The 22479-nt window shown below is 46.1% G+C and carries 23 protein-coding genes and 2 pseudogenes; 12 read left to right on the top strand and 13 right to left on the bottom strand.

Translation table 11 applies throughout. The features are described from left to right. Window positions 1–111 precede the first annotated feature (111 nt). The 4 genes from O1Q98_RS16475 to O1Q98_RS16465 all read right to left on the bottom strand — a co-directional run bounded on the left by O1Q98_RS16475 (window position 112) and on the right by O1Q98_RS16465 (window position 3952). Window positions 112–1740 carry a DUF2326 domain-containing protein gene (locus O1Q98_RS16475; RefSeq protein WP_125258569.1) on the bottom strand — a complete coding sequence of 543 codons (1629 nt, stop codon included), beginning with the start codon at window positions 1738–1740 and terminating at the stop codon, window positions 112–114. Continuing rightward, the gene (locus O1Q98_RS19745; protein WP_333482111.1) at window positions 1730–1900 is read right to left on the bottom strand and encodes an ABC-three component system middle component 7; all 171 of its coding nucleotides are present in this window, start codon (window positions 1898–1900) and stop codon (window positions 1730–1732) included. Before O1Q98_RS19745 ends, O1Q98_RS16475 begins: the two co-directional genes overlap by 11 nt. 34 nt (window positions 1901–1934) lie before the next feature. After that, entirely contained in the window at window positions 1935–2714 is a 780-nt protein-coding gene (locus O1Q98_RS16470; protein ID WP_125258567.1) for an ABC-three component system protein, read from the bottom strand. A 393-nt stretch (window positions 2715–3107) separates the two neighbouring features. Further along, window positions 3108–3952, bottom strand: a protein-coding gene (locus tag O1Q98_RS16465) for an IS5 family transposase (RefSeq protein WP_015848379.1) whose coding sequence is annotated in 2 segments (ribosomal slippage) — window positions 3108–3607 and window positions 3607–3952 — 846 coding nt in all. Because the reading frame shifts where the segments join, the coding sequence is not laid out codon by codon here. A 258-nt stretch (window positions 3953–4210) separates the two neighbouring features. On the opposite strand from O1Q98_RS16465, the gene radC reads away from it, so the two are divergent. From radC to O1Q98_RS16440, 5 genes are all read left to right on the top strand, one after another. Next, complete coding sequence (gene radC, locus O1Q98_RS16460) at window positions 4211–4642, top strand: RadC family protein (protein ID WP_125258565.1); 432 nt, start codon at window positions 4211–4213, stop codon at window positions 4640–4642. Between the two features lie 272 nt (window positions 4643–4914). Next, window positions 4915–5481, top strand: a complete 567-nt coding sequence (locus tag O1Q98_RS16455) for a recombinase family protein (RefSeq protein ID WP_125258564.1) — start codon at window positions 4915–4917, stop codon at window positions 5479–5481. After that, window positions 5481–5786: a hypothetical protein gene (locus tag O1Q98_RS16450; protein WP_125258563.1), complete on the top strand. Its 306-nt coding sequence runs from the start codon at window positions 5481–5483 to the stop codon at window positions 5784–5786. Before O1Q98_RS16455 ends, O1Q98_RS16450 begins: the two co-directional genes overlap by 1 nt. Before the next feature lie 36 nt (window positions 5787–5822). Next, window positions 5823–6410 carry a hypothetical protein gene (locus tag O1Q98_RS16445; RefSeq protein WP_125258562.1) on the top strand — a complete coding sequence of 196 codons (588 nt, stop codon included), beginning with the start codon at window positions 5823–5825 and terminating at the stop codon, window positions 6408–6410. A gap of 153 nt (window positions 6411–6563) precedes the next feature. Next, window positions 6564–6845 (top strand): hypothetical protein, encoded by a 282-nt coding sequence (locus tag O1Q98_RS16440; protein ID WP_125258631.1) that lies wholly within the window; start codon window positions 6564–6566, stop codon window positions 6843–6845. Between the two features lie 344 nt (window positions 6846–7189). On the opposite strand, the gene O1Q98_RS16435 is transcribed toward O1Q98_RS16440, so the two are convergent. Continuing rightward, the gene (locus O1Q98_RS16435) at window positions 7190–8218 is read right to left on the bottom strand and encodes a tyrosine-type recombinase/integrase (protein ID WP_125258561.1); all 1029 of its coding nucleotides are present in this window, start codon (window positions 8216–8218) and stop codon (window positions 7190–7192) included. A 375-nt stretch (window positions 8219–8593) separates the two neighbouring features. Between O1Q98_RS16435 and O1Q98_RS16430 the strand changes: the two are divergent. Further along, window positions 8594–9769, top strand: a pseudogene (locus tag O1Q98_RS16430) (IS3 family transposase). Window positions 9770–9777: 8 nt separating this feature from the next. Here the strand turns inward: O1Q98_RS16430 and O1Q98_RS16425 are convergent. Next, a pseudogene (locus tag O1Q98_RS16425) lies at window positions 9778–9912 on the bottom strand (transposase); the annotation flags it as partial. Window positions 9913–10097: 185 nt separating this feature from the next. On the opposite strand from O1Q98_RS16425, the gene O1Q98_RS16420 reads away from it, so the two are divergent. Then, a complete protein-coding gene (locus tag O1Q98_RS16420; protein ID WP_125258560.1) occupies window positions 10098–10763 on the top strand; it encodes an HAD family hydrolase in 666 nt (221 codons plus the stop codon). A gap of 65 nt (window positions 10764–10828) precedes the next feature. Here O1Q98_RS16420 and O1Q98_RS16415 read toward each other — a convergent pair whose 3' ends face one another. The 7 genes from O1Q98_RS16415 to O1Q98_RS16385 all read right to left on the bottom strand — a co-directional run bounded on the left by O1Q98_RS16415 (window position 10829) and on the right by O1Q98_RS16385 (window position 17024). Next, entirely contained in the window at window positions 10829–12079 is a 1251-nt protein-coding gene (locus tag O1Q98_RS16415; RefSeq protein ID WP_125258552.1) for a vWA domain-containing protein, read from the bottom strand. A gap of 351 nt (window positions 12080–12430) precedes the next feature. Beyond that, the gene (locus tag O1Q98_RS16410; RefSeq protein ID WP_125258559.1) at window positions 12431–13006 is read right to left on the bottom strand and encodes a TerD family protein; all 576 of its coding nucleotides are present in this window, start codon (window positions 13004–13006) and stop codon (window positions 12431–12433) included. Between the two features lie 87 nt (window positions 13007–13093). After that, window positions 13094–13672, bottom strand: a complete 579-nt coding sequence (locus O1Q98_RS16405) for a TerD family protein (protein ID WP_125258551.1) — start codon at window positions 13670–13672, stop codon at window positions 13094–13096. A gap of 52 nt (window positions 13673–13724) precedes the next feature. Continuing rightward, the gene (locus O1Q98_RS16400; RefSeq protein ID WP_125258550.1) at window positions 13725–14768 is read right to left on the bottom strand and encodes a TerC/Alx family metal homeostasis membrane protein; all 1044 of its coding nucleotides are present in this window, start codon (window positions 14766–14768) and stop codon (window positions 13725–13727) included. Between the two features lie 25 nt (window positions 14769–14793). Further along, on the bottom strand, window positions 14794–15249 hold the full coding sequence (locus O1Q98_RS16395; RefSeq protein ID WP_125258549.1) for a tellurite resistance TerB family protein: 456 nt from the start codon (window positions 15247–15249) through the stop codon (window positions 14794–14796). Window positions 15250–15273: 24 nt separating this feature from the next. Further along, the gene (locus O1Q98_RS16390; RefSeq protein ID WP_125258548.1) at window positions 15274–16440 is read right to left on the bottom strand and encodes a TerD family protein; all 1167 of its coding nucleotides are present in this window, start codon (window positions 16438–16440) and stop codon (window positions 15274–15276) included. After that, window positions 16440–17024 carry a TerD family protein gene (locus O1Q98_RS16385; RefSeq protein WP_125258547.1) on the bottom strand — a complete coding sequence of 195 codons (585 nt, stop codon included), beginning with the start codon at window positions 17022–17024 and terminating at the stop codon, window positions 16440–16442. The genes O1Q98_RS16390 and O1Q98_RS16385 overlap by 1 nt, the downstream gene beginning before the upstream one ends. Before the next feature lie 319 nt (window positions 17025–17343). Here O1Q98_RS16385 and O1Q98_RS16380 point away from each other — a divergent pair, with 319 nt between their 5' ends. From O1Q98_RS16380 to O1Q98_RS16360, 5 genes are read left to right on the top strand one after another with little or no spacing between them, the layout of a single operon-like run. Next, window positions 17344–18426, top strand: coding sequence for an ATP-grasp domain-containing protein (locus O1Q98_RS16380; RefSeq protein WP_125258546.1), 1083 nt, complete (start codon window positions 17344–17346; stop codon window positions 18424–18426). Window positions 18427–18428: 2 nt separating this feature from the next. Continuing rightward, the gene (locus O1Q98_RS16375; protein WP_125258545.1) at window positions 18429–19565 is read left to right on the top strand and encodes a phosphoribosyltransferase domain-containing protein; all 1137 of its coding nucleotides are present in this window, start codon (window positions 18429–18431) and stop codon (window positions 19563–19565) included. Beyond that, a complete protein-coding gene (locus O1Q98_RS16370; RefSeq protein WP_125258544.1) occupies window positions 19558–20331 on the top strand; it encodes an HAD family hydrolase in 774 nt (257 codons plus the stop codon). Before O1Q98_RS16375 ends, O1Q98_RS16370 begins: the two co-directional genes overlap by 8 nt. 1 nt (window position 20332) lies before the next feature. Next, entirely contained in the window at window positions 20333–21412 is a 1080-nt protein-coding gene (locus O1Q98_RS16365; RefSeq protein ID WP_125258543.1) for a cysteine protease StiP family protein, read from the top strand. Further along, complete coding sequence (locus O1Q98_RS16360) at window positions 21412–22368, top strand: HpcH/HpaI aldolase/citrate lyase family protein (RefSeq protein WP_125258542.1); 957 nt, start codon at window positions 21412–21414, stop codon at window positions 22366–22368. Before O1Q98_RS16365 ends, O1Q98_RS16360 begins: the two co-directional genes overlap by 1 nt. The last annotated feature ends 111 nt before the right edge of the window (window positions 22369–22479 follow it).

Raw genomic sequence — 22479 nt, 5'->3', positions numbered from 1 at the left:
CAGCCAGTTTTGAAAATAATTATTTGTTTTGCCGTTCGAAGTGGTAACTTACACGAACCGCCAGGAACGCTGCTCTGCCTCTGGCGGTTGGTTCTGATGAGAAAATACCTGTTATCCAATTATAGACTTTTCTCTCCAGTCTTTTATATAGAGCAATGAACTATCACTTAGTTTTAATCTTGAATGACTTATCAATATTCTTTCAGCTTTTGAGCCAAATTTTGTTGCTTCATCAAAAGCTAGAAATATTTGTTTTTTATTCATGGTGGAGAGAATTCTTAGGATGTTCCTCGTGGCAGGAACTTCAATATTTTTATATATGACTGAGTCATGAATAACAAATGGAAGTTTGGTCAACGATAGCATTGCAAGGTCAAAACCAACTAATCCTGCATACGACTTTCCTGTCCCCGTATCCTCTGGAGAAGTGAAGGTATACGATTTTTCACTGTTTATTCGCAATTGGGATGGATTTCGGGTTGGCCCGTAAACGACTTTGTTAAAATTGCTGAGTTTGAAATTTAATACATGCTCAATTGTCAGAAAAATCCCATTATAAATATTGTTTAATCGTTCTTTTGTAAGTTTTACTTGTTCAGTTGCAGCTACCTTAGTTTCATAGTATTTGTTTTCTAATACAGCTTTATCTGTTTTTTCTTTCAATTCGAAGACACGCTTGAACAAGTCATCGGGAGTACCCTTTTTAGCTAGACTTGAGCGAATTATACTCTCCAATTCGCTAATCTCCGACGTGATAGCATCAATCTCAACTTTTACATTAGTTAGATCTTTCTTAAGCTCTTTTCCAACTAATTTGCAGATACCTTGATGAAAGGCCTCAACTTTATGCAATCGTTCAGTATTTACGCTGGGTATGAATTCTTGTACTAGAGCGATGTTTGCAGCAAGTTTTGGTGTTATCCCCATAATGTCGCGTTCTAAACGTGTGGCTCTAGATAAGAGCTTTTGCTTCTTATGTGTTAGTTCATTAACGTATTGCTGTGTCGAACGTAGCTCAGCATCGAATAATGCTTCGTATGCACTTAAAGCTCCATTGAAGCCAGTTTTCAGCCCATCTATAACTTGTGCATTGTCAGAAATGATCTTTAGGTTTTCATTGTATTTAGTTTTGTTAATATTAGGAATTATTTCTGCTTTCATCGATTTTGAAATGATACTTTTTTTCTTTTCCTGTTCATCAAGGACAGTTTTTTCACCAGAAATCTCATCGGTATATTCGAAAATATCAATTAGACGGTTAACTGCAACGGCTTCTGATTCTTTTTCATCTCCTGCAAAAGGATGTTCAGGGTCAAGCTCACCTTTATTCCAAATCCTGCTGAAAGGGCCAGCTACACTCCTGAAGCTACTACTTAAATGACCCATTTCATATTTTGATTTGAGCATGTCAGTATAAGCATCAATGTTTATTTCATCTACTGAAATATAATTGTCATTACATATTTGAACCGTATTGGAAAATTCAGTTGTTCTTGAAAAGAAGTAAGGAACTCCGCCGAAGTTAAATTCAAAATTATATCTATGATGACCAAGGGCCTTGATTACGCCAGCTTTATCTTTCAATAAAGAATTTCCGCCCATTGCAAAATCTACAACCATTAGAGCAGTTGATTTTCCAATTGAGTTTTTAGCATCATTATCTCCAAGAATGACATTTAAACCATAACCGAAGATAATCTCTCCTTTATTAAATAAATCGCATGATACTTTACGGAGCATATTTAATATTCCCGGATTGATCTATATTGAGTAAGTCAAGAACATAAAGAATGTCCAGCGCATATATGAGTTCTGATGTGTCAGTGAATTGTTCTGATGTTCTATTTAATAGGTCAGAAATACTTTCCCCTTCCTCTCTATTTGAAAGGATTGATATCATTTTGTAAATGGTAGACTCTTCTAGTGTCGTGAATTTACTTGGAACTAACATCAAATACCTCACAACTTTGAATAAAAAAGGAAGTCAGGATTTTGGACGCCATTAAAGATTTTCCTGATTTTTGACAAATCCATTCAGATACGTATTTAAATACTAAATCCTTATTTTCAGGATGTTGCTTTTGCATGGCTAAGTAAAAAGTGTGTATCTGACATTGAAGCAATTTAATAGATAATTGATTTTCTTGCTCAATAATACGGATGTGATTTCTGATAGGTATGAAAAAGTCAGTAATATTATGTCGTATTTCCCTTTTGAGTAGTGAACTGATGTTAGACTTAAGTTTCTTATCAATAGAATTTATGTTGAATTCGGATTCAGAAAGATCTTCATAACTACCATCATCCATTGAGATCAGATCAAGGATTTCATTTACTTCATCTTGCAAGGCGTATTGCGAAGCAGCTAGCTTAGCATTAGCATCATCAAGAAATATTTTCTTAATGTTTTTCAGGTGTAAATATTCTTCTATTTTGAAGTCTTTGTCATAGTTAGTGTGACATGTAGGGCATAGCAGAATATAGTTTTCCAGTGAGTTAATATCCTCGGGGGCAGGATAATTACTCAATGCTGTAATTTGCAAGCTGTTTGGGTTCAAGGGATAAATATGTGCTATTTCATACAGAGATATTGGCTTCTTCGAACCAGGTTTTTTGGACATGATTGCAGATTTGCAGAGTGGACAGGCACCACCAGTTTCTGCATATAGAATACTGTGTTCATGATCACTAGGTTTTATCCGCACATTGGCCATTTATCCCATCCTGATGGTCTTATCTAATTGGCTGCTATAGAGTCGCAAACAACGCAATTTTACCTAAATATTATGTCTGAGACTGATTGAAGACTTTTTGGACACATGCCGGAAGTCAAGATAAACATTATTGTACAAAGCTAATATGAGCTTAAACAAGCTAACAGGTTAAAAATCAAAATTTACTTGTAAAATTAATTCGTTTGAGCACTGCAATGCAGATTTGGTGATCTTGACTTAGGTGCACATAACTCAGAAGGTCTTTGCACGGTGATTTTATACGCAAAAGTTATAAAAAGTCCGCTCCTAGCACCAGGCGGTCGATAAGAGCACCATAAGTGAGACCATTCAGCGTCATTCTGAAATGAAGGTCCCTGTCCTAGGCTGTGTCCCTTAACTTAACAACCGCTTTAAAAATAACCTGATCGCTCCCAGTTTTAGCATACTCAGGTAGTTTCTGGCTGTTTTCTCCGAGCGGGTGGCAATACGGCGATTTTCTTTGAGTATCGCAAAGCAACGCTCCACGACATTGCGTTTTTTGTATAGGCGCGTGTCGAGGAGCCGACGTCCGTCCTGACTGGCCTTCTCATTCGATTTAAACGGAATAACCGCTTTTATTCCTTTCATTTTCAAATGAATGCGAAGGTTTTTACCTGAATAACCCTTATCCGCCAGCACCGCTTTGGGACGTGATTTCAGATGCCCGCTTTTTCGGATAATCCCGACCCGGTTGAGCAACGTTTCCGCGTATCGGCTTTCGTGGGCCTGTCCACCGCTCAGGCAAAAACTCAGCGGTAATCCTGTGCCATCTGTCGCCAGATGGATTTTGGTGCCAAAGCCGCCGCGAGAGCGACCCAGCCCATGGTCCTCGCATTCATCGGGATGTTTTTTTTCGCACCGGCGGCCGCTTTCAGGGCGCGAACGTTACTGCCATCCAGCGCGATAATATCCCAGTCAATCAGCGCTTTTTCATCCAGAATCTGGAGTAATTTATTGAAAATACTGTTCATTATTCCGGCTTTAGACCACCGATTGAAACGGTTGTAAATGGTTTTCCATTGACCATAACGCTCAGGTAAATCCCGCCACGGCGCGCCGGAGCAAAGCACCCAAAATATGCCATTCATGACATGTCTATGCGCAAAGTAAGGACGCCCGCCTTGGGAAGAGCCTCTTTCAGGTGGCAGCATGGGAGAAATCAGCGCCCAGGCTTCATCGGGGAAATCGTAACGAGCCAAATTAAAGCACTTCTTGTGATGAAATCATGTCCCTGATTGTACAAAAAATAGTTACGGGACACACCCTAGACATGAATTTTCTCGGTAACAGTCGTAACAATGGGCACATGCCGTCATATCAATGTCTTCAGTGTTACGATTCACGATTTGGCATGGTAACAAAAGTAACACTTTTACATCCCTTATACCCTCGCCGTAATTCAATATTGACCATTCTCCCCGGTACAAGAAACGTGCATACAACCATAGGAGATTACTATGCACGATATAATCAACCAGGCCCGGGAGCTGCTAACGGCACGGCTCTACCGTAATGAATCGCTGGTGTCCTCCAAAGAAACTGAAAGCTACCTCGCCCTCCAGCTTGGCGACCGTGAGCACGAGGTCTTTGCCGTCATCTTCCTCGACTCGCAGAACCGCGTTATCCAGTATAAGGAGATGTTTTATGGCACGATATCATCCACGATTGTCTACCCCCGCGAGATAGCCCGTCTGGCGCTTTGTCTGAACGCCGCTGCTATCATCTGCTCTCATAATCATCCGTCAGGTTATCCTGAGCCATCAGGGGCTGACAGGACCATTACCGAACGGATAAAGAAGGCGATGGAGCTGATAGACGTCCGTGTACTGGATCACATCGTCGTTGGTGGTGGTCGAACTGTATCGTTCGCGGAGAGAGGCTGGTTATGAACTGGAAAGCGCTATTACTCGAAGCCGTAATCATGGCGTTAACCACCTTCGCCACTATCTTCTTTCGGGGAATGATGGGCCGCTATACCCCCGACAAAGATTTCTTCTAATCCCCCCATCTCAACTAGACCCGAGCCATTAGGCCATGCCCTAAAGATCTGCCGCCAGCACCGCTATGGAATGCCCGTTCAGGTCATGCCACAGGGCTGTTCTGGCATTTTGGCAGGTTTGTGCAGCATAGCATGGCCTATTGGCAGGGTAAGGAGTCCTAAATGGCTACAGTCGGTTACGCCCGCGTGTCCACCACCGGGCAAAGTCTGGATACTCAACTCAAAGCCCTATCCGACTGCGAGAAGGTATTCCGGGAAAAAATCAGCGGAGCCAAGGATGACCGTCCTGAGCTAAAAGCAATGCTGGAGTTTGTCCGCGAAGGTGACACAGTGCAAGTCACGAAACTGGATCGCCTCGCCCGTAATACCCGCCACCTGCTGGAAGTATCGGAATATCTACAGGGTAAAGGCGTGGCATTAAATATCCTTAACATCGGTATCAACACGGCCACACCGACCGGAAAGCTGATGCTGACGATGATTGGAGCCATCGCCACGTTTGAACGTGAAATGATGCTGGAGCGTCAGGCCGAAGGTATTGCACTGGCGAAACTCAAGGGCAAGTACAAGGGCAGGAAGGCAACGGCTCGAAGTAAATCGCAGGAAGTTATTGAGTTATTAGAAAAGGGGCTGAGTAAACCCGAAATATCCCGCCAGTTGGGGATCGGTATCACCAGCATTTACCGCATAGTACGGGGTAATAGGCCCGACTTATTGGAGAGAAAATAATGAAAGGTCTGAGATTTATTCTAATTTCAGTATTCATCTTCACCGCAAATGGATATGCGGCCACATTACCGAAAACACTATTAATACAGTGTGATAATGGCGTTGAGGCAACCATTAACATTGCTCAGATGGATGTATCAGGCCTGAAAACTCTAAAGTACAAAGGAGTTGTCGAGCAAGATGATGAAAAGGTCATCATGGTGTATGGCAATAATACAAAGGTGATGATTCAGTACGTGGGCCCAAAAGTATTCTTACAAGACAGAAACCGCTGGATTCCCTGCAATACCTACCGAGCTAATTAATGACAGCATGATAATTTCGCTTAAGGAAAAACAAAAATGAATGTAAGCATAAAAATGCTGGTGCTTTCAGCTGTCTTAGCGATTACTTCGCTGGCAATCCCGTTCAGTGAAACAAATATGGTATGGGTGAATGATGCGAGTTACAGCTTCCTAATTCAGGTTGCTTTGCCGCATCTGGGAATTGCCGTCAGTAGCATCATCGGTGGCTATGCTGGAGCATTGTTCTTAAGCAGTAGCAAAGATCAGACTCTGAATCAGTTCGCTGGGATCAACGGTATCATAGCCACTGCAATGCTTATCTGTGGAGTGTATGTCAGTGAGCCGATATATGTGTTCATCTACTCATTGGTCTGCCCTCCACTCATCGGTATCGGGGTGTTGCAGCTGTCCGAATATCTGCCGCTCAGAAAACGTGGGGTTACATTCACACTGATTTTCCTGCTACTTCTGCTCAGTATTGCCCTGCTCTGCATTGGTATCACCTCCAGAGACTGGATAATGATTATCGACTTTGGAACGAGCTTCCGGGTGCTATTTGGGGCGCTAATGGGTGGACTAGCAGCAAATCTTACTCAACAGTGGAAGTTGAACACACCTCCGAAAAATCCCATTAGCCAAGCATAGATAACTGTTAAGGCAAACTATAAATAGCGATGCTATACGCTCCATACCATCGCTATTGCTCTCCACTAATACCGTATTTATAGTATGGATACTACAAGTACGGTAGTAATGGTTACGGATGTTCCTGACCATTTTTTGATGGAGATCGAATTCATGAAAACATGCCAAAATCAACATCGTCACGACCCTTATTTTGCTAAATTTCCAAAAGATCAGGGAGATTTCAGCCGTCATAAATGTGCTGGTTGTTCATATGAACTTGGCTATCAAGCTGGATATTCTAAGCAAAAGGTAATCGATATGGAGAGTGCAATTTCCTCCATCAAGGATAGCCAGGCAAGCCATGTTCGTCATATCAGCCCAATGGCAGCATACGCACAAGGCTATGTAGAAGGTATTACACAGTATTATCGTGAGCACCCAGAAAAAGCATAAAACTGCTTATCTGAAGAGTACCGTTACCTTGAATATGGTACAAAACGGTGGTACATTCAGAATCGAAGCGTAAAGGTAACTTACTGTTATTCGGTGATTTCATTGTTGTGGCAATGAATCCTTGGTTCGATTCCGAGTCCGGGCACCACTTATTTGCATCAAAGCACGCTGGTTAAGAGTGAGAACCTTAACGGGCGGTTAACGCAGGGTTCGGTCATAGAATCGTTTTCGGCGCAGATAGCGTTCAACAAGCTGCACTGCTTAACAAAGAACTGAATCCTCAAGATAGGGAATCTGTGTCAGCAGATTCCCTTTTCTCGATCGCTGTGTATAGTTACAGCCAACTACATTACTGTCAAGTCATGTAATTGGTTATCCAAGCAAATATCTGTGTGTAACGCCAGCTCAGTCTCCAGTGTCCTCCCTACAATTTCCATATTCAATTCAATGTATTCCATCGTGGTACTGACACTACTGTGCCCCAGCAGATCTTTAACCAACTGCAAATTACGATCCGGCGTTTTCATCAGCTCGGTGGCAAGCGTATGCCGGAACCGGTGTGCCGTCACCGCGAATCCACAGTCCCGAGCCAGTCGGCGGAAAAACGACCGTGTACTCTGTAATGCCTGGGCTTCATCATACTGATACTCGTCCTGGTGACGCCGGGACGGTGCAAAGCGATTGACATCAAATAACATGTCGAACGGACGGGCGCCGGCCAGTTTTGCCTGCGCCAGTAAACGGGCCAGCCTGACACGCAACTGACGAACGACAGGCACCCGCCACTCCCTGTGCGTTTTACTCCCCTCCAGTCGTAGTTCGATGAATCCCTCATCGAGATTGATATCCTGTAATCGGAGGTGCAGTAGTTGATTCTGTCTCATCCCGGTATAGCGCAGAGTATCGAGGACAGTAAGCCAGTACCAGGCTGGATACAATGCACACCGGCGTCCCCAGGGAGCATGAGACTCTTCAGACTCTACTCGTTGCATCAGCAGGTAGATTTTCGTCAACTGTTCCCGGGTGAGTGTCTTCTTTTTCTTCTTGTCTTTTTGAACAGCGACGTCATTAAATGGATTTTTATCCTGTTCAATTAAACCTTCCTCTATCCCAAAATTAAATAGCGCCCGCAGGTGCGTCACTTTGTTATTCCAGGTATTGGCGGACAATTTGCGTTCCTTTAAGGTATGTCTTCGCCATTTCAACACATCACGGTGTGTTATCTTGTCGGGTAAAACTTCCACACCGATATACTTCCTGAATCCCTTCACCACTTTCACATAACTGTCTTCGGTGACTTGTCGAAGATTGTGAGAGAAGAAATATTCATCCAGCAGTTCTTCCCAGGTCATTGACGTATCTGGCATAGACATTCCCTTCGATTTACAGAGCATAAAAACTGCACTTTTTGCTGTGTACAGACAAAAATAAGCCTGCTAATCAATTAGATTGCCATACATCAGGGAAGGATCAACAACCGACTTTCATCAGGGATACGGTTTCCCCGATACAGTGTTGATGCTTTGACCAGATAGCCATGAATATGTCGAAACGTCCCGATCCCTGATGGCGTGCTATACACTTTTGCCTGAATGAAACGCTCCCCTTCAGATACTCGGTGTACACCCAAACGCTCGAAAGATGACTGCAACGCGTTACGTTTTACCTTATTTCTGTAGTGGCACACTAAATTTGGCCACCTGAATAGAGGTGATATCATCGCCTCATAGTCAAAAACAGGTGACATTATGACCGGACGTAACAGACGCAATTTTAGCCCTGAGTTTCGCCTTGAAGCTGCCCAGCTTGTACTCGAATCAGCATTACACTGTTGCCGCCGCTGCCACGGCAATGAATGTCGGCAAATCCACGATGGATAAGTGGGTCCGCCAGTTGAAAGAAGAACGAGCGGGAAAATCACCCATAGCTTCACCCATGACACCTGAGCAGATTGAAATACGCGAGCTGAAGAAAAGACTTCAACGTGTTGAAATGGAAAGGGATATATTAAAAAAGGCTACCGCGCTCTTGATGTCAGACTCCCTGAACAATTCTCATTAGTTGAGAAACTCAGGGCGCGGTTTCCCGTTGCCGTTATGTGCAATGTGTTTGGGGTTCATCGCAGCAGCTATAAATACTGGCGGCAACCAAAGAAGCCTGATGCCACACACGTGGTATTACTCAGTCTTGTTCGTGAAAGCTATCGCGAAAGTCATGGTTCTGCAGGTGCACGTAATATTGCCGCGAGGGTCACAACCAAAGGCGTAAAACTGAGTCGCTGGCGGGCAACAAAGCTGATGAAAGCACTTAATCTCATCAGTTGTCAGCAGCCCGGCCATCGATATAAGAAGGCGTCTAAGGAGCACGTAGAGATCCCCAACTATCTTGAGCGCCAGTTTGCAGTAACAGAACCTAATCAGGTCTGGTGTGGTGATGTGACGTATATCTGGACAGGTAAACGTTGGGCTTATTTAGCCGTTGTGCTTTATCTGTTTTCTCGTAAACCAGTTGGCTGGGCGATGTCATTTTTCCCGGACTCTGCATTGACAACGAAAGCGCTGTCCATGGCCTGGGAAGCGCGAGGAAAACCCTCTAATTTGCTGTATCACTCGGATCAAGGTAGCCACTATACCAGCAGAAATTTCAGACAATTACTGTGGAGATATCAGATAAAGCAAAGCCTGAGTCGCCGGGGGAATTGCTGGGATAACAGCCCGATGGAACGTTTTTTTAGAAGCCTGAAAACAGAGTGGGTGCCGAATAATGGATACGCCAACTTTAGTGAAGCCAGCGCAGCGATAACGAACTACATCACGGAATATTACAGCCAGCTCAGACCCCATCAATATAATGGTGGTTTGACGCCGAATGAATCAGAACGATTGTTCTGGAAAAACTCTAACGCTGTGGCCAGTTTTTGTTGACCACTACAGCCATACTTCTTACGCCAAGTGTAAAAGGTGGCGTCGGAAATGGCGTGCTTACGGCAGAGCTCACGGGCAGAAACCCCGGCCTCAGCCTCGCGGAGGATACTGATGATCTGTTCGTCGGAAAAACGCTTCTTCATGGGGATGTCCTCATGTGGCTTATGAAGACATTACTCACATCGGTGTGTATTAATCAACGGGGAGCAGGTCACGCAACAACGTCGGTAAAGAAATTTAGCGTTGAGCCAGCGCAGTTTGTGAGACAGAATAAATCTCCCGATGTGGGAACAGTACACATGTGACAGTTGAATGAGCACATTACGTGATGGTTACTATTATTAAGACAAGTCAACCTCTCGCCGTCTTTGACTTTGATGGCACACTCACCAAGCGAGACAGCTTTGTCCCTTTTTTGTATTTTGCCTTTGGGAAACGTGTCTTTACCCAACGTCTTGTCCGTCTGGTTATCCCCACACTCAAGTTCATTGGGCGCAGGATGACACGGGATGAACTTAAGGCCGCCCTGATCCAAATCTTTCTTACCGGCATTGAGGCCCGCTGGGTTGAAAGTAAAGCGGTTGATTTCTGTGAACAATACTGGGCACGTCTGATGCGCCCTTCCGGCCTCGTTGGCGTAGCATCTCAGGTTAACGCGGGTGCCATTGTAACACTCTGCTCTGCCTCGCCTGCAATAGTGCTGAAGCCCTTCGCAGAAAAGTTAGGAATACGTTTAATCGGGACAAACTTAGAAGTAAAGGATGGTATCCTGACGGGCCGTATAAGTGGCGACAATTGCCGATGTGCTCAGAAGGTATTGAGGCTGGAAGCTGAATATGGGCCGCTCTGTGCATATCACCTTCGTGCATGGGGCGACACTCGTGGTGATTATGAAATGCTGGCCGTTGCACAGGAACCTAACTGGAGGCAGTTTCACCGGCCGTGGGAGAGACGTAATATCTCAGTGAACAAAATCAAACGCATGCTGAAATAACACAGTATGGGGCACGTTCAGTCTGGCGCTTAAAACTAACGGGCCCCGACATCGGAAGCTTCACATTACGCGATAATCCCTTTTTTCATTGCGTCTTGTTTCCAGTCGCTGAATTCTTTGAGCAACATGTCATACAGTGTTGCATCATCTATTTTTGCAAAATCATCGATTGGGAAGAAGTGAGTATTATCAATTCGGCGATCGGTAAAGGTGTCCAGTTGTTCAAGAATGCCATAATTATTACCGCCCAGGCCGATAAACTTCCAGAAAATAGCGTGATTTGCCGAACGGCGGATCGCATCTTTAATCGCTTTAGTTTTACTAATACCACCATCGGTAATAAACACAACATAAACGGGTAATTCACTGTTTTGAAAGTAATCGATAATTGCCATCATGCAGGGAGGTTCGTTATTAATGCCGCCTAATTCCGGCAATAGTTCCCTTTGAACACGCAGTCCCGTCCCCTGAAGCCGTTCAATATACCCGTCAAGATTCGCCAACGTCACATCATCATACTTACGATGTTTATCAGCAAAACCCCAAACATCCATCGCCCCATCATCATCAAATTGAACAGCAAGGATAGCAATACGATCCAGTACCGCCTGAACATGGCCTTGCTTAAACTCGCGTTTCATGGAGCCCGACGCATCCAGCACAAAAGCGACTTTTGCTTTTACCGCGTCAAGACTGTGTTTTACCAGACTAACCCTGGCATTTTTGGCCAAACTGATAAGGCGAGGGGCTTTCGCCAGGATGTGCTTCTCTAAGTTGACCATCGGCTCTACAGCAACAGACATGGCGGCAGGGGAAGACACCTCAACACCATAATTTTTCGCCAATGGCTCTAAACCACCGTTAAAGCCCAGCCCCAGCGCTCTGAATTTCCAACCATCATGGTGTCGGTAAACCTCGCCAAGGATCAGCGCTTTCTCCGTTCTTTCTGCCAGAGAGGGAACCTCGAACGTAGCCACTCCTTCAACACTCAGTTGGATACGTTGCAAGCCAGAGACTGAATCAGCACCATCTATCACCAGTGTGATGGCAATCTTCGCGATATCGCTGTCAATCAGGTTTAAGTCCAGTGTAAAAAAACTACCTTCTGCCGATGATGACAAATTGATACTGTCGTTCGGAGTTGAGGGCTGATTAAAGAAAATAAAGTCGCTATCTCCCCTCACTTTATTGTTAGCAGAGAGCATGAAAGCAGAAATATCAATCTCACTGAGGCATGTTGCTGTTTTGGGATACACAACAGCAATGCGTAACACACGCTGGTTTAACTCAATGTTTTGTCCGGATTGCAATTCCATATCAGAATGTCCCATTTTTTCAATGAAAGACTTATATTCCAGGTAATAAAAACCACGAAATTTAATCTGCTGTTGTAATAATCAAACCGCATCCACCCGCTCTTTTTCCAGAAAATACAAAGCGTGGGTGCCGCAATTACCGCAGGTATACAAGAGCGCTCCCTTCTCGTAGATAAATTCGTTTCTCTGGTTATATTAAAGTTTGTAAATGCAATATGACGATATCACTGGCAGTCGCGGAGCTACTGCTCGTTTGGCACAGGTACCAGAGAAAATACCCAAAACTATCCTATTCTTTTTATAAAAAAGCCCCGGTGTTTTACCAACGGGGCTATCAAACTTACGTCAACGTCAAATGTTCACGCCATGCTGTGAAGCCAGTGCGGATAAGCCCCCTGAAAAACCCTGGCCTACTGCTTTGAATTTCCACTCGGCGTTATGACGATACAGCTCGCCAAACACCATAGCGGTTTCAGTAGACGCATCTTCTGACAGGTCGAAACGCGCAATTTCGGTGCCGTTATCGTGGTTAAATATACGGATATAGCTGTTGTTGACCATACCGAAGTTTTGTTTACGTGCTTCTGCATCATAAATAGTCACAGCAAACACCAGTTTTTTCACGTCAGCGGGGATTTTAGTCAGATCAATTTTGAGCTGCTCATCATCGCCTTCACCTTCACCGGTACGGTTATCACCCATGTGGGTGACGGAGCCACAGGTACTGGTTTTATTATTGAAGAAAATGAAGGACGAGTCGGAGATGACTTTACCATTATCTCCAACCATAAAGACCGACGAATCAAGGTCAAAATCAGTACCGTCAGTCACACGAGCATCCCAACCGAGACCAGCCATAGCGACATTCATCGTCGGTGCTTCTTTTGTTAAGGATACATTGCCGCCTTTAATCAAAGATACTGCCATTTTTAAGCCCTTGTAATAAGAACGATTCATAATAAACCGGCGGTAAACTCCGCCGGTTTAGTCCCAAAAAATAATATTGCTGCGAAATTAAGACGCGTTGATACCGTACTGAGCACAAACCGATGCCAAACCGCCTGCATACCCTTGGCCAACGGCACGGAATTTCCACTCAGTATTGTGGCGATACAGTTCGCCAAATAACATGGCAGTCTCTGTAGACGCGTCTTCAGTCAGGTCATAGCGAGCCACTTCCTGCTGGTTATCATCATTCACCAGACGAATGAAGGCACCAGAAACCTGGCCAAAACTCTGACGACGGGCTGCCGCATCATGAATAGTCACGACAAAAACTATCTTGTCCACGTCTGCCGGGATCTGGTCAAGTTTGATTTTCAGGGCTTCATCATCACCGTCGCCTTGGCCGGTGCGGTTGTCGCCAGTGTGCAATACCGAACCATCGGCAGATTTCAGATTGTTGTAGAAAATAAAATCGGAATCACCGCGTACTTTACCCGCGTTATTCAGTAAAAATGCAGAGGCATCAAGGTCAAAATCCTGGCCATCGGTAGAGCGAGCATCCCACCCTAACCCGACAAGCATATTTTTCATCGTTGGAGCTTCTTTACTTAAAGAAACATTACCGCCTTTAGAAAGAGAAACACCCATATTCCTATCCTCGATTGTTAACGTTAATAGTTAAAGTGAAGGTTTTAGGGAATTACCCCTCTTTGCCTTCCTCAGCATCAGGTTTTCCAGGAAACAATACGCTGCCAATAATACCCAAAGCCAACACACCAAGAACAACGAAGAGACTGGTATTGGCTGAGATACTATAGCCATGATGCAACAGATGATCGCTTGCATTCAGCCCCAGCTTCACACCGATGAAGAACAACAGCACAATTACGGCTTTTTCAAGGTGTGCGAGGTACTGCTTCAGCGCTTCCAAAACAAAGTACATGGTACGCAGACCAAGAATAGCGAACATCATGGCGCTGTACACAATCAAAGGCTCACGGCTCACGGCGATAACAGCCGGCACAGAATCAAATGCAAACATCACATCCGAGAGCTCAACAACGGCCAGACATAGCATCAGCGGGGTCGCATACAATGCGGCTTTTCCCACGCGACCAACCTGGATGTCTTTATTTTCAGGCTTTGCCAGTTCGATATCGACTTCTTTCTGGGTTAACAGGAAAGCATGTCCTGTTAATTTCGGCCAGAGCGGGAAAAAACGTTTTACCAGACGGTAAGCAATATGCTGAGAGTAATCTTCAATGGCATCATCATCGTCGTCGCTTTTAAGCATCATGACCGCCGTCCACAAGACGACCAGCGCAAAGACGATTTCGACCCATGGCCCCAACGTCAATAGGCTGGCACCAATAGCAACGAAAATCCCGCGAAAGACAATGGCACCAATAACCCCCCAGTAAAGTACGCGATGGCGAAGATTATCAGGCACGGCAAACCACGAGAAGATAGCCATCATCACAAAAAGATTATCCACAGACAGGACTTTCTCCAGTGCATAGCCGGTAACAAACAGGCTGGCAACTTCAGCGCCGTGATGAATATAGAGGAAACCCGCGAAGGCCATCGCCACGACTATCCAGAACACAGTCCAAAGTGCAGCATTCTTTAAAGAAATCGGCTTGTCATGACGATGCATAAACAGGTCGATAAATATGGCTCCGACAGCCAGCAACACAAAAACGATGACCGTCTCTGCCGGGAAACCAAGATGCGTAGATACCATAATGAGCCCTTAAACCAGTATGTAATTAAAGGCCAAATTCAGCCGGGGTAAACCCCAGGGCCTGAGCAATTTCACGCACAGCCGTCTGTTCAGCCTGATCGAAATCGCCATCACTTTTCGCCACGGCGATACCAACACGTAGAGCGAGCTGTGCCGCTTCAGGTTGATCTTTCAAGGCCAGAATGTATTTCATGGTTTCACCTTTTCCGATTTCATAATCGAAACTAAAGCTGGCAACCAGCTCATTGAAGAACGCAATGACTTCTTTCGTTTCGAAAACTTTCAGTTCAGGAGAGGCTTGAAGAAAACCAATCATCTTCTGTTTTTCTTCCGAACTAACACCGTCACTGGTAACCGCAATGCGAGCACAGACAGCCACGGTTCCCTGCATGAATTTTTTATTCTTGAAGCGTCCAACTTGTTTGATCAATTCATCACGACTGGCATTAAACGCGCCTTTAACTTTATCGAAGAAACCCATTATTTCACCCTCGGGATTTTGAAATTATTTTGAACCAGCAGACCAGCGGAAACCCCAACCTAGAGCTTTATCCATATCTTGATGACCATTGAAAAACCGATTGATTCGCTCAACCTTAATGGTTCCGTTTTCATTCACCAAACGGGCAATTGCACACATATTGTGGCGGTTGGAACCTTCCGTTAAACGTGTTTCTATCGGCGGTTGCCCGGAGATATGCAGCGTGACGACACCATCCGTTTTATCCCAACTCGCGACGCCTTCGTAGATGAAAGCATAAATCAGCACCTGCCGAATTTGTTTCCATTCACGGCCATTGATATGTAGCCACTCACCCTCAGAAACTTGCCCGGTACGATCATCGCCCTGCAGTTCGACGAAGGGCTCATCATTAAACTGGCCAAACCTGTTTCCAAGCGCCTGAACAACGTTTTTGTCACCGTCCTGAAGTTCAATAAATGCACCGAGATCCAAATCAACCCCTTTAGTTTTACTGAACATACCGCCAAACATACCGCCTGATGCCGCTCGGCTCTGATTCCAGTTAAGGTTAATTTTGATTTCACCGAAATTATCCTGCTTGGCAAGACTGATCGAAGGTTTTTCTTTGGTCAGCGAAACTTTACTCAAACTGATTTTTGTGGGTTCTGGCGCTGGCGTGCTCACCGGTTCTGGAGTGCTGGCTGGTGTCGTATCATCTGAAATGTCTACGCCAAAATATTCCGCCAACGGTTTTAGTCCGCCGTTGAAGCCTTGTGCTATAAAACGGAATTTCCATTCCGTATTACGGCGATAAATCTCACCAAGGATCAGTGCGGCTTCCTGACGGCCAGACACGTCCACACTACCGGACAGCAAAATATCACCGTTAAGTTCAACCTGAATGGAGAGATGCTTCAGACCAGACAGCGTCATATTGCCATCACAGGTTGCGGTAAACGCCACTTTTTGTACTTCTGGGCGAAGGCGGTTGATATCAACCGCGAAAGCGGTGTCTGTAGCTGCTCCAGAGAGCTTTATAGACGCATCATCATTGACTGGCTGCCCGTAAAACACCATATCCGAATCCCCCTGCACTTTGCCTGAGGCATAAAGGCGAAATGAAGAGGCATCTATCGGAATACCGGAAAGAACACGAATGGTCAGGATCTGTGAAGGAAGGGGAGCATTGCTCCCTGGTGTCATATTCATTACCGCACCACCGTAGCAATAATGTCAGCATGCATCTCATCAATTGTTCGGCCAGTTGAGGCTTTACCGTGAGCGGTGAAATCCCAGCTACCGCCATTGCGGGCTAAAGATGCAATGATAATACCCGTATGGGAACCCTGCTCGGTCAACTGATAGCGTGCTAGTTCCTTGCGGGACTGATCGACAACACGGCAAAAAGCGTTATCGACTTCATTAAAGGTTTGTCCACGAAAGCTGTTTACGGTCAAGGCAAGATATTCAACTTGCGAAGGTAAGCGAGTGAGATCAACGGTAATCACTTCATCATCGCCATCGCCTTCACCAGTCAGGTTATCCCCCTGATGAACAACGGAGCCACAGTTCGATTTCAGTTTACGAAACCAGATGGTATCGATGGTTTTACCTGAACGGTCTAACAGAACGCATCCTGCATCCAAATCAATAGAATCATCACCGCCCAGAAGTCCACTTAAAAATCCTTTTTTCTTTTTCAAAGGATCCCAGCCTAAACCGAATTGAAGCTGGTTTAATGACGACGTTTCTTTACTGAGTGAAACAGTTTGGTTTTTGCTTAATGAAACCATTATTTATTCCTTCAGAGATAGGTTAAGTCATTATTTTTTTAAATCAGAAATCCTTGTACTTAAAAATCATATCATGATGAAGTTTAACAACAACCCGCATTTTCAATGCGCCAATAGCACATTTTAATAAAAAACTGATTTTAAAGTACATTTATTTTTTTATTTACATTTTTTGACGTAAATCTACGACTTAATCACATTGTACCCTTTCATTTTTCATATGGCAGATTTAATCATGTTATGATTGACATGCATAAGCCTCAGCCCTAGACTCTCACGATAAACTCTCCCCCTCTCAATTCTGGGAAAATTAAATCCGATGAGTCAAACAATCTGGTTAATGGAAGGCTTATCTTCACAGCGTGATATTATTTTAGGCATTAAAGACTTTTTTAAAAATACGAATAAAGAAATTACCATTATTGCCTCTCATCGCCATCACCGAAACGAAATACTTTCTTTGGCAGATATTGCACTGATTGAGCCAACCGATGACGAACAGCGCCTGGACTTTATTACCACCACTATAAAGCAATACGGTGTTCAGGCTCTTCATTCCGGGCGAAACTGTTTGTGGTTTGAAGCCCACCGTCAACAAATTGAATCCCTTGGTGTGTCACTGACCACTGGTGCAACCAGTACCGCAATGTTTGATCTGGCAAACGATAAAGTCAAATTTGCCCACGCCATGAAAGCCCATGGCTTGCCAGTAGTGCCCTCAATACTTATTGAAAGTGCTGAGGAACTCCGCCACCAGATAGCCAAAAATAACCAGTCTATCGAGGATAAGAAATTACTCTGCGTAAAGCCGGTCAGTGGTATTTATGGCATGGGATTCTGGCGTTTTGATGACAAAGCCACACCGATGGCCGCATTGACTCACCCTGACAGCCGCAAAGTACACCCTGATATCTATTTGCACGCATTGGAACAGCAAGAAGACTTTGACCCCCTCGTCCTTATGCCGTACCTGCCTGGCCCTGAATATTCCGTCGATATGCTGGTGGAAAAAGGCAACGTTATTGCGGCTATCGCACGACGTAAAGAGGGCGCGCTGCAATATCTTGAACAGTCAGGCCCTGCCTATGAACTAAGTAAAGCATGCGCCCATATGATGCAAGCCGATGGACTGGTCAATGTGCAGACGCGCAATAATGATCAAGGCGAGCCCGTTTTACTTGAAATCAACATGCGACCTTCTGGCGGTATCGGTTACACCCGGCATAGTGGTGTCAACTTGCCTGCACTATTTGCATTGCGTCAGCTCGGGCTGATGGACGAAGCGCAGGTAAAACGACTGGCTGCGGAGCGCTTCTCTTCAGCAATTGTACGTTCCATGACGGATGTCATCCAATACAACCCCATTCTGGAGAATTTGCATGTCAGCGAAGGGAGCGCATAGCAATGCTTGATGGACTATCTATCTACCGTAAAGAGCTGGCCAGTGGCACCCTCACCGTGACGCCGACAGGGGGCGCCTTATCGTTAGATTCGCTGTTCGATATCGCCGAGCGTCGTAATCCCAATCGGGCTTTTCTGTTTGTCAGCAAAGTGCTGGGGCGGCATATTCCGATTCCTCCCGCAACGATGCGTTCGGCCTACCGACAGCTCGCACAGCAGCTTCCCACAGATTTGCCGCAGCCGATATTATTTATCGGCATGGCGGAAACCGCCGTCGGGCTGGGCGCTGGGGTTTTTGATGAGGCTATGACGCGTTTCGACAACATGGTCTATCTGACCTCAACCCGTCATCCCGTTGATGGCGAGCTGATGTGTGAATTTAAAGAGGACCACTCACACGCGACGGACCATCTGCTCTACTACCCGGCCGACCCAGCGCTTCGGGCGCATGTCCGCAATGCCCGGACGCTGGTGCTTATCGACGACGAAGCAACTACAGGCAAGACATTTATTAATCTACTGGAAGCGCTGCGCACTGAAGCGCAACTGACAACGGTAAAACGTGTTGTCACCGTGACATTGACAGACTGGAGCGGGAGCACCATCACAGAACAGTGCCCGCTGCCCGTCACATCGGTTTCTCTCGTTCAGGGTGACTGGCACTGGGAGAAAAAAGCCGATGCCCCCGTTCCCGTTATGCCAAACGTGAATGTCACCGCAGCAGGTCGCGTAGCGATAACAGGCAAGCAAAGCTGGGGACGCCTTGGTATGTCGTCATCAGCAAGCGATCTCGGCACCACAATAATCACATTTACCGGCGAAAAAATCCTGGTGTTGGGCTCCGGGGAGTTTGTCTGGGAACCGCTACTACTGGCAGAACGGCTGGAGGCTCAAGGGGCCGAAGTCAGGTTCAGTTGTACAACGCGCTCCCCGATATCCATCGGTTTTGCCATCGAGTCAGCGATTGCCTTTACAGATAACTACGGTCTGGGTATTCCAAATTTTCTCTATAACGTCGCTCATCAAAAATTCGACCGCATTCTGTTGTGTATCGAAACACCAACGGAGAGTGTCGATCCGACCTTGCTTAATGCACTGAATGCAGTAGCGCCCATTGTCGAGGTGATTGTTTATGAATAGACCTGTGGTGCTCTCGGATCTCGACGACACGCTCTTTCAAACCCGCCGTAAAATGGTGGACGAACTGGCGTTAGAGCCCTATCGCACGGGAGCGCTAGACCGCTCAATGAATGCGCGCAGTTTTATGACCGAAGAACAGTCTATGCTGGTGGACTGGCTGCTCGAACACGCAGATTTTATCCCAGTCACCGCACGGGGGACGCAAGAAATCGCCCGCGTAACCATTCCATTTCGCTCATGGGCCATCGTCACACACGGTGCCGTCATCCTGACGCCGGATGGAACACCAGACGATGAATGGAAAGCACAGATGTTGGTTAACCTATCAGCATATCGAGATCAACTGCTTACCTTACAACGTGACATCACCTTACTCATGGAAAAACGCGGTGTGAAAGGATGGGCGCGAATCAACTATGAATATGACAATACACCGGTGTATCTGGTGATGAAACACACGGACAGCACCCGACTGGCTGAACTTTATGCCCTTGGCGATGAAATCGAAGCGACATTTCCGACAGCTGGTTTCTATATTCATCGCAACAGCAACAATATTGCATGGTTGCCAACACCGGTAGAAAAGGGCCTTGCGACTCAGTATCTGCTGAACAAGCTTCATGCCGAGCGCGGTGTATTCCCTGTTATTGGTCTGGGAGACAGCCTGAGCGATCATCGTTTTATGAAACTGTGCAACTGGTTTGGTATGCCCAAGCAGAGTCAATTCGCCGAACAAATCAGTCGTCATGTTTTCGGAGAGAAATAACATGCCGTTATTTACCCCTTTTTCCGGCTCTTACTTGCCCGATGACGTTCACTTCCTGCTTCAACCGGTTGAAATGGAAATGACGCCCGTAGCCCAAAAAGAGCAGTTGATTCAGTCCGGTGCAAAGCATTACTCCGAAATGTTAAGTCAGGAGCCTGAACCAACCCGTTGGCACCTTGACTTATTTGCGAAAGCCTTAGCGCAAGGGGCTCCTCGTCTGGCAAGAGAAGTGGTGATGCTAGCGAAAGCGCTGGCGAATCATTTTGGCGATACACCGATTGTCCTGGTTAGTCTGGTAAGGGCGGGCGTACCTCTTGGCGTAATGTTACATCAAGCGCTACGCGATATGGGCAAACCGTCCCATCACTATGGTGTAAGCATCATTAGGGATCGTGGCATTGATGAAACGGCAATGAATTGGATTGAGAGCCGACACGGCACAGACGGTGTGGTGTTTGTCGATGGTTGGACAGGCAAAGGGACGATTACCCGTGAACTTCGCCGCTCGCTGGCATCACGCTCAGGGTATCCGCAAGACCCTCGTCTCGTGGTATTGGCCGATCCCTGCGGTGTATCCTGGCTTGCTGCCAGTGACGATGACTGGCTCATCCCTTTCGGTATTATGGGTGCCCCGGTATCCGGGCTTATCTCACGTTCTATCTGGTCATCAGAAGGATTGCATGGTTGTGTCCAGTGCAACCATCTGCGCCGGTTCGAGTGCAGCCGACTGTTGGTCGATACCGTTGCAGATTGCCGAAAATCGCTTGATCTGGACGCTGTCCCTGCCACTCAATGGTCTCCAGAGCGCTTAGTTGCGTTGAAATCACAAAGTGAGCAAATAATCAGCGCGCTGGCTAAAAAGTACAACATCGCCAGTATTAATCGGATTAAACCCGGCATTGCAGAAGCCACGCGAGCAATTCTACGCCGTGTACCCGAACACGTCCTTGTCCGTTCGGCACATGACCCTGACGTGGCCCTGCTGGTGTACTTAGCCCGTGAAAAAAATATCGCCATCACTGAAGTGGGAGAGCACATCGGACAGTATCGGGCTATCACCATTATTAAAAAGGTTCACTGATGACAAAGAGACTATCGCCTTACCGGCTAGGAGCCACGCTCTACATGCCGGCGACGCGCTCCGACATCGCCAAAAGCGTACTGAGCAATGACATAGAGGGGTTACGTTCGATTGTCATTTGTCTTGAGGATGCGGTTAGCGAAGAAAATGTACCTGCTGCCATGGAGAATTTAAAACAAATACTCCAGACATTGCGTTCAGCGATGGCTGAAGCATCAGGTGCTGAGTGGCCTCTCATTTTTATTCGCCCCCGTAACGTGCAAATGGGTAAAGACTTGACAACCTCCTTTGATCTGTCGCCGATAGACGGGTTTGTGTTGCCAAAATTTACCATCGCATCCCTGCCTGCATGGTGGGATATCATGAAAGACACACCGCTATACCTGATGCCAACACTCGAAACAGAGGAGGTCTTCGATGTTATGCAAATGCGCCATCTCGCGATGACCCTGGCTGAACACCCTTGTCATGAACGCCTCATCGCACTGCGTATTGGTGGCAATGACCTGATGAATGTCATCGCCCTACGTCGCCCACGTAATCTGACGCTTTATGACAGCCCAATGGGCTATGTCATCAAAATGCTAGTGGCCGTTTTCGGAAAATATGACTTCGCCCTGACTTCACCCGTCTGTGAACATATTGATGACCATGACATTCTGGAGCGCGAGTTAGCCCTCGATATAGCGCACGGACTGGTCGGAAAAACGGCCATTCATCCTAATCAGGTCGCTACCATTGAGAGAGCGTTAATGGTTACACCTGCCGATCACGAAGATGCCCTTCGCATTCTGAATTCCAGTCAAGCCGTCTTTAAATCGCAAGGTGCAATGTGCGAACCGGCCACACATCGGCGCTGGGCCATACGAGTGCTTGAACAGGCTCAAATTTATGGCATAGCACAAGAAGGCTCACAGGAAGGTGCTCGCCGGATAACACTCAAAAACCAGCACTGAGAGAAAAAATATGGGAGTCGAATTCCGAAAATCGGCCAGCCTAACCTCTGGCTTATGCGCAGACATTAGCAATGATGGCCTGAGTCTGAGTGCCAGGCCAACAGCATCAAT

This window comes from Dickeya lacustris (assembly GCF_029635795.1).
Classification (GTDB): domain Bacteria; phylum Pseudomonadota; class Gammaproteobacteria; order Enterobacterales; family Enterobacteriaceae; genus Dickeya; species Dickeya lacustris.
The sequence above is the reverse complement of the archived record's forward strand: the minus strand, read 5'-3'. Positions and strand labels throughout refer to the sequence as shown.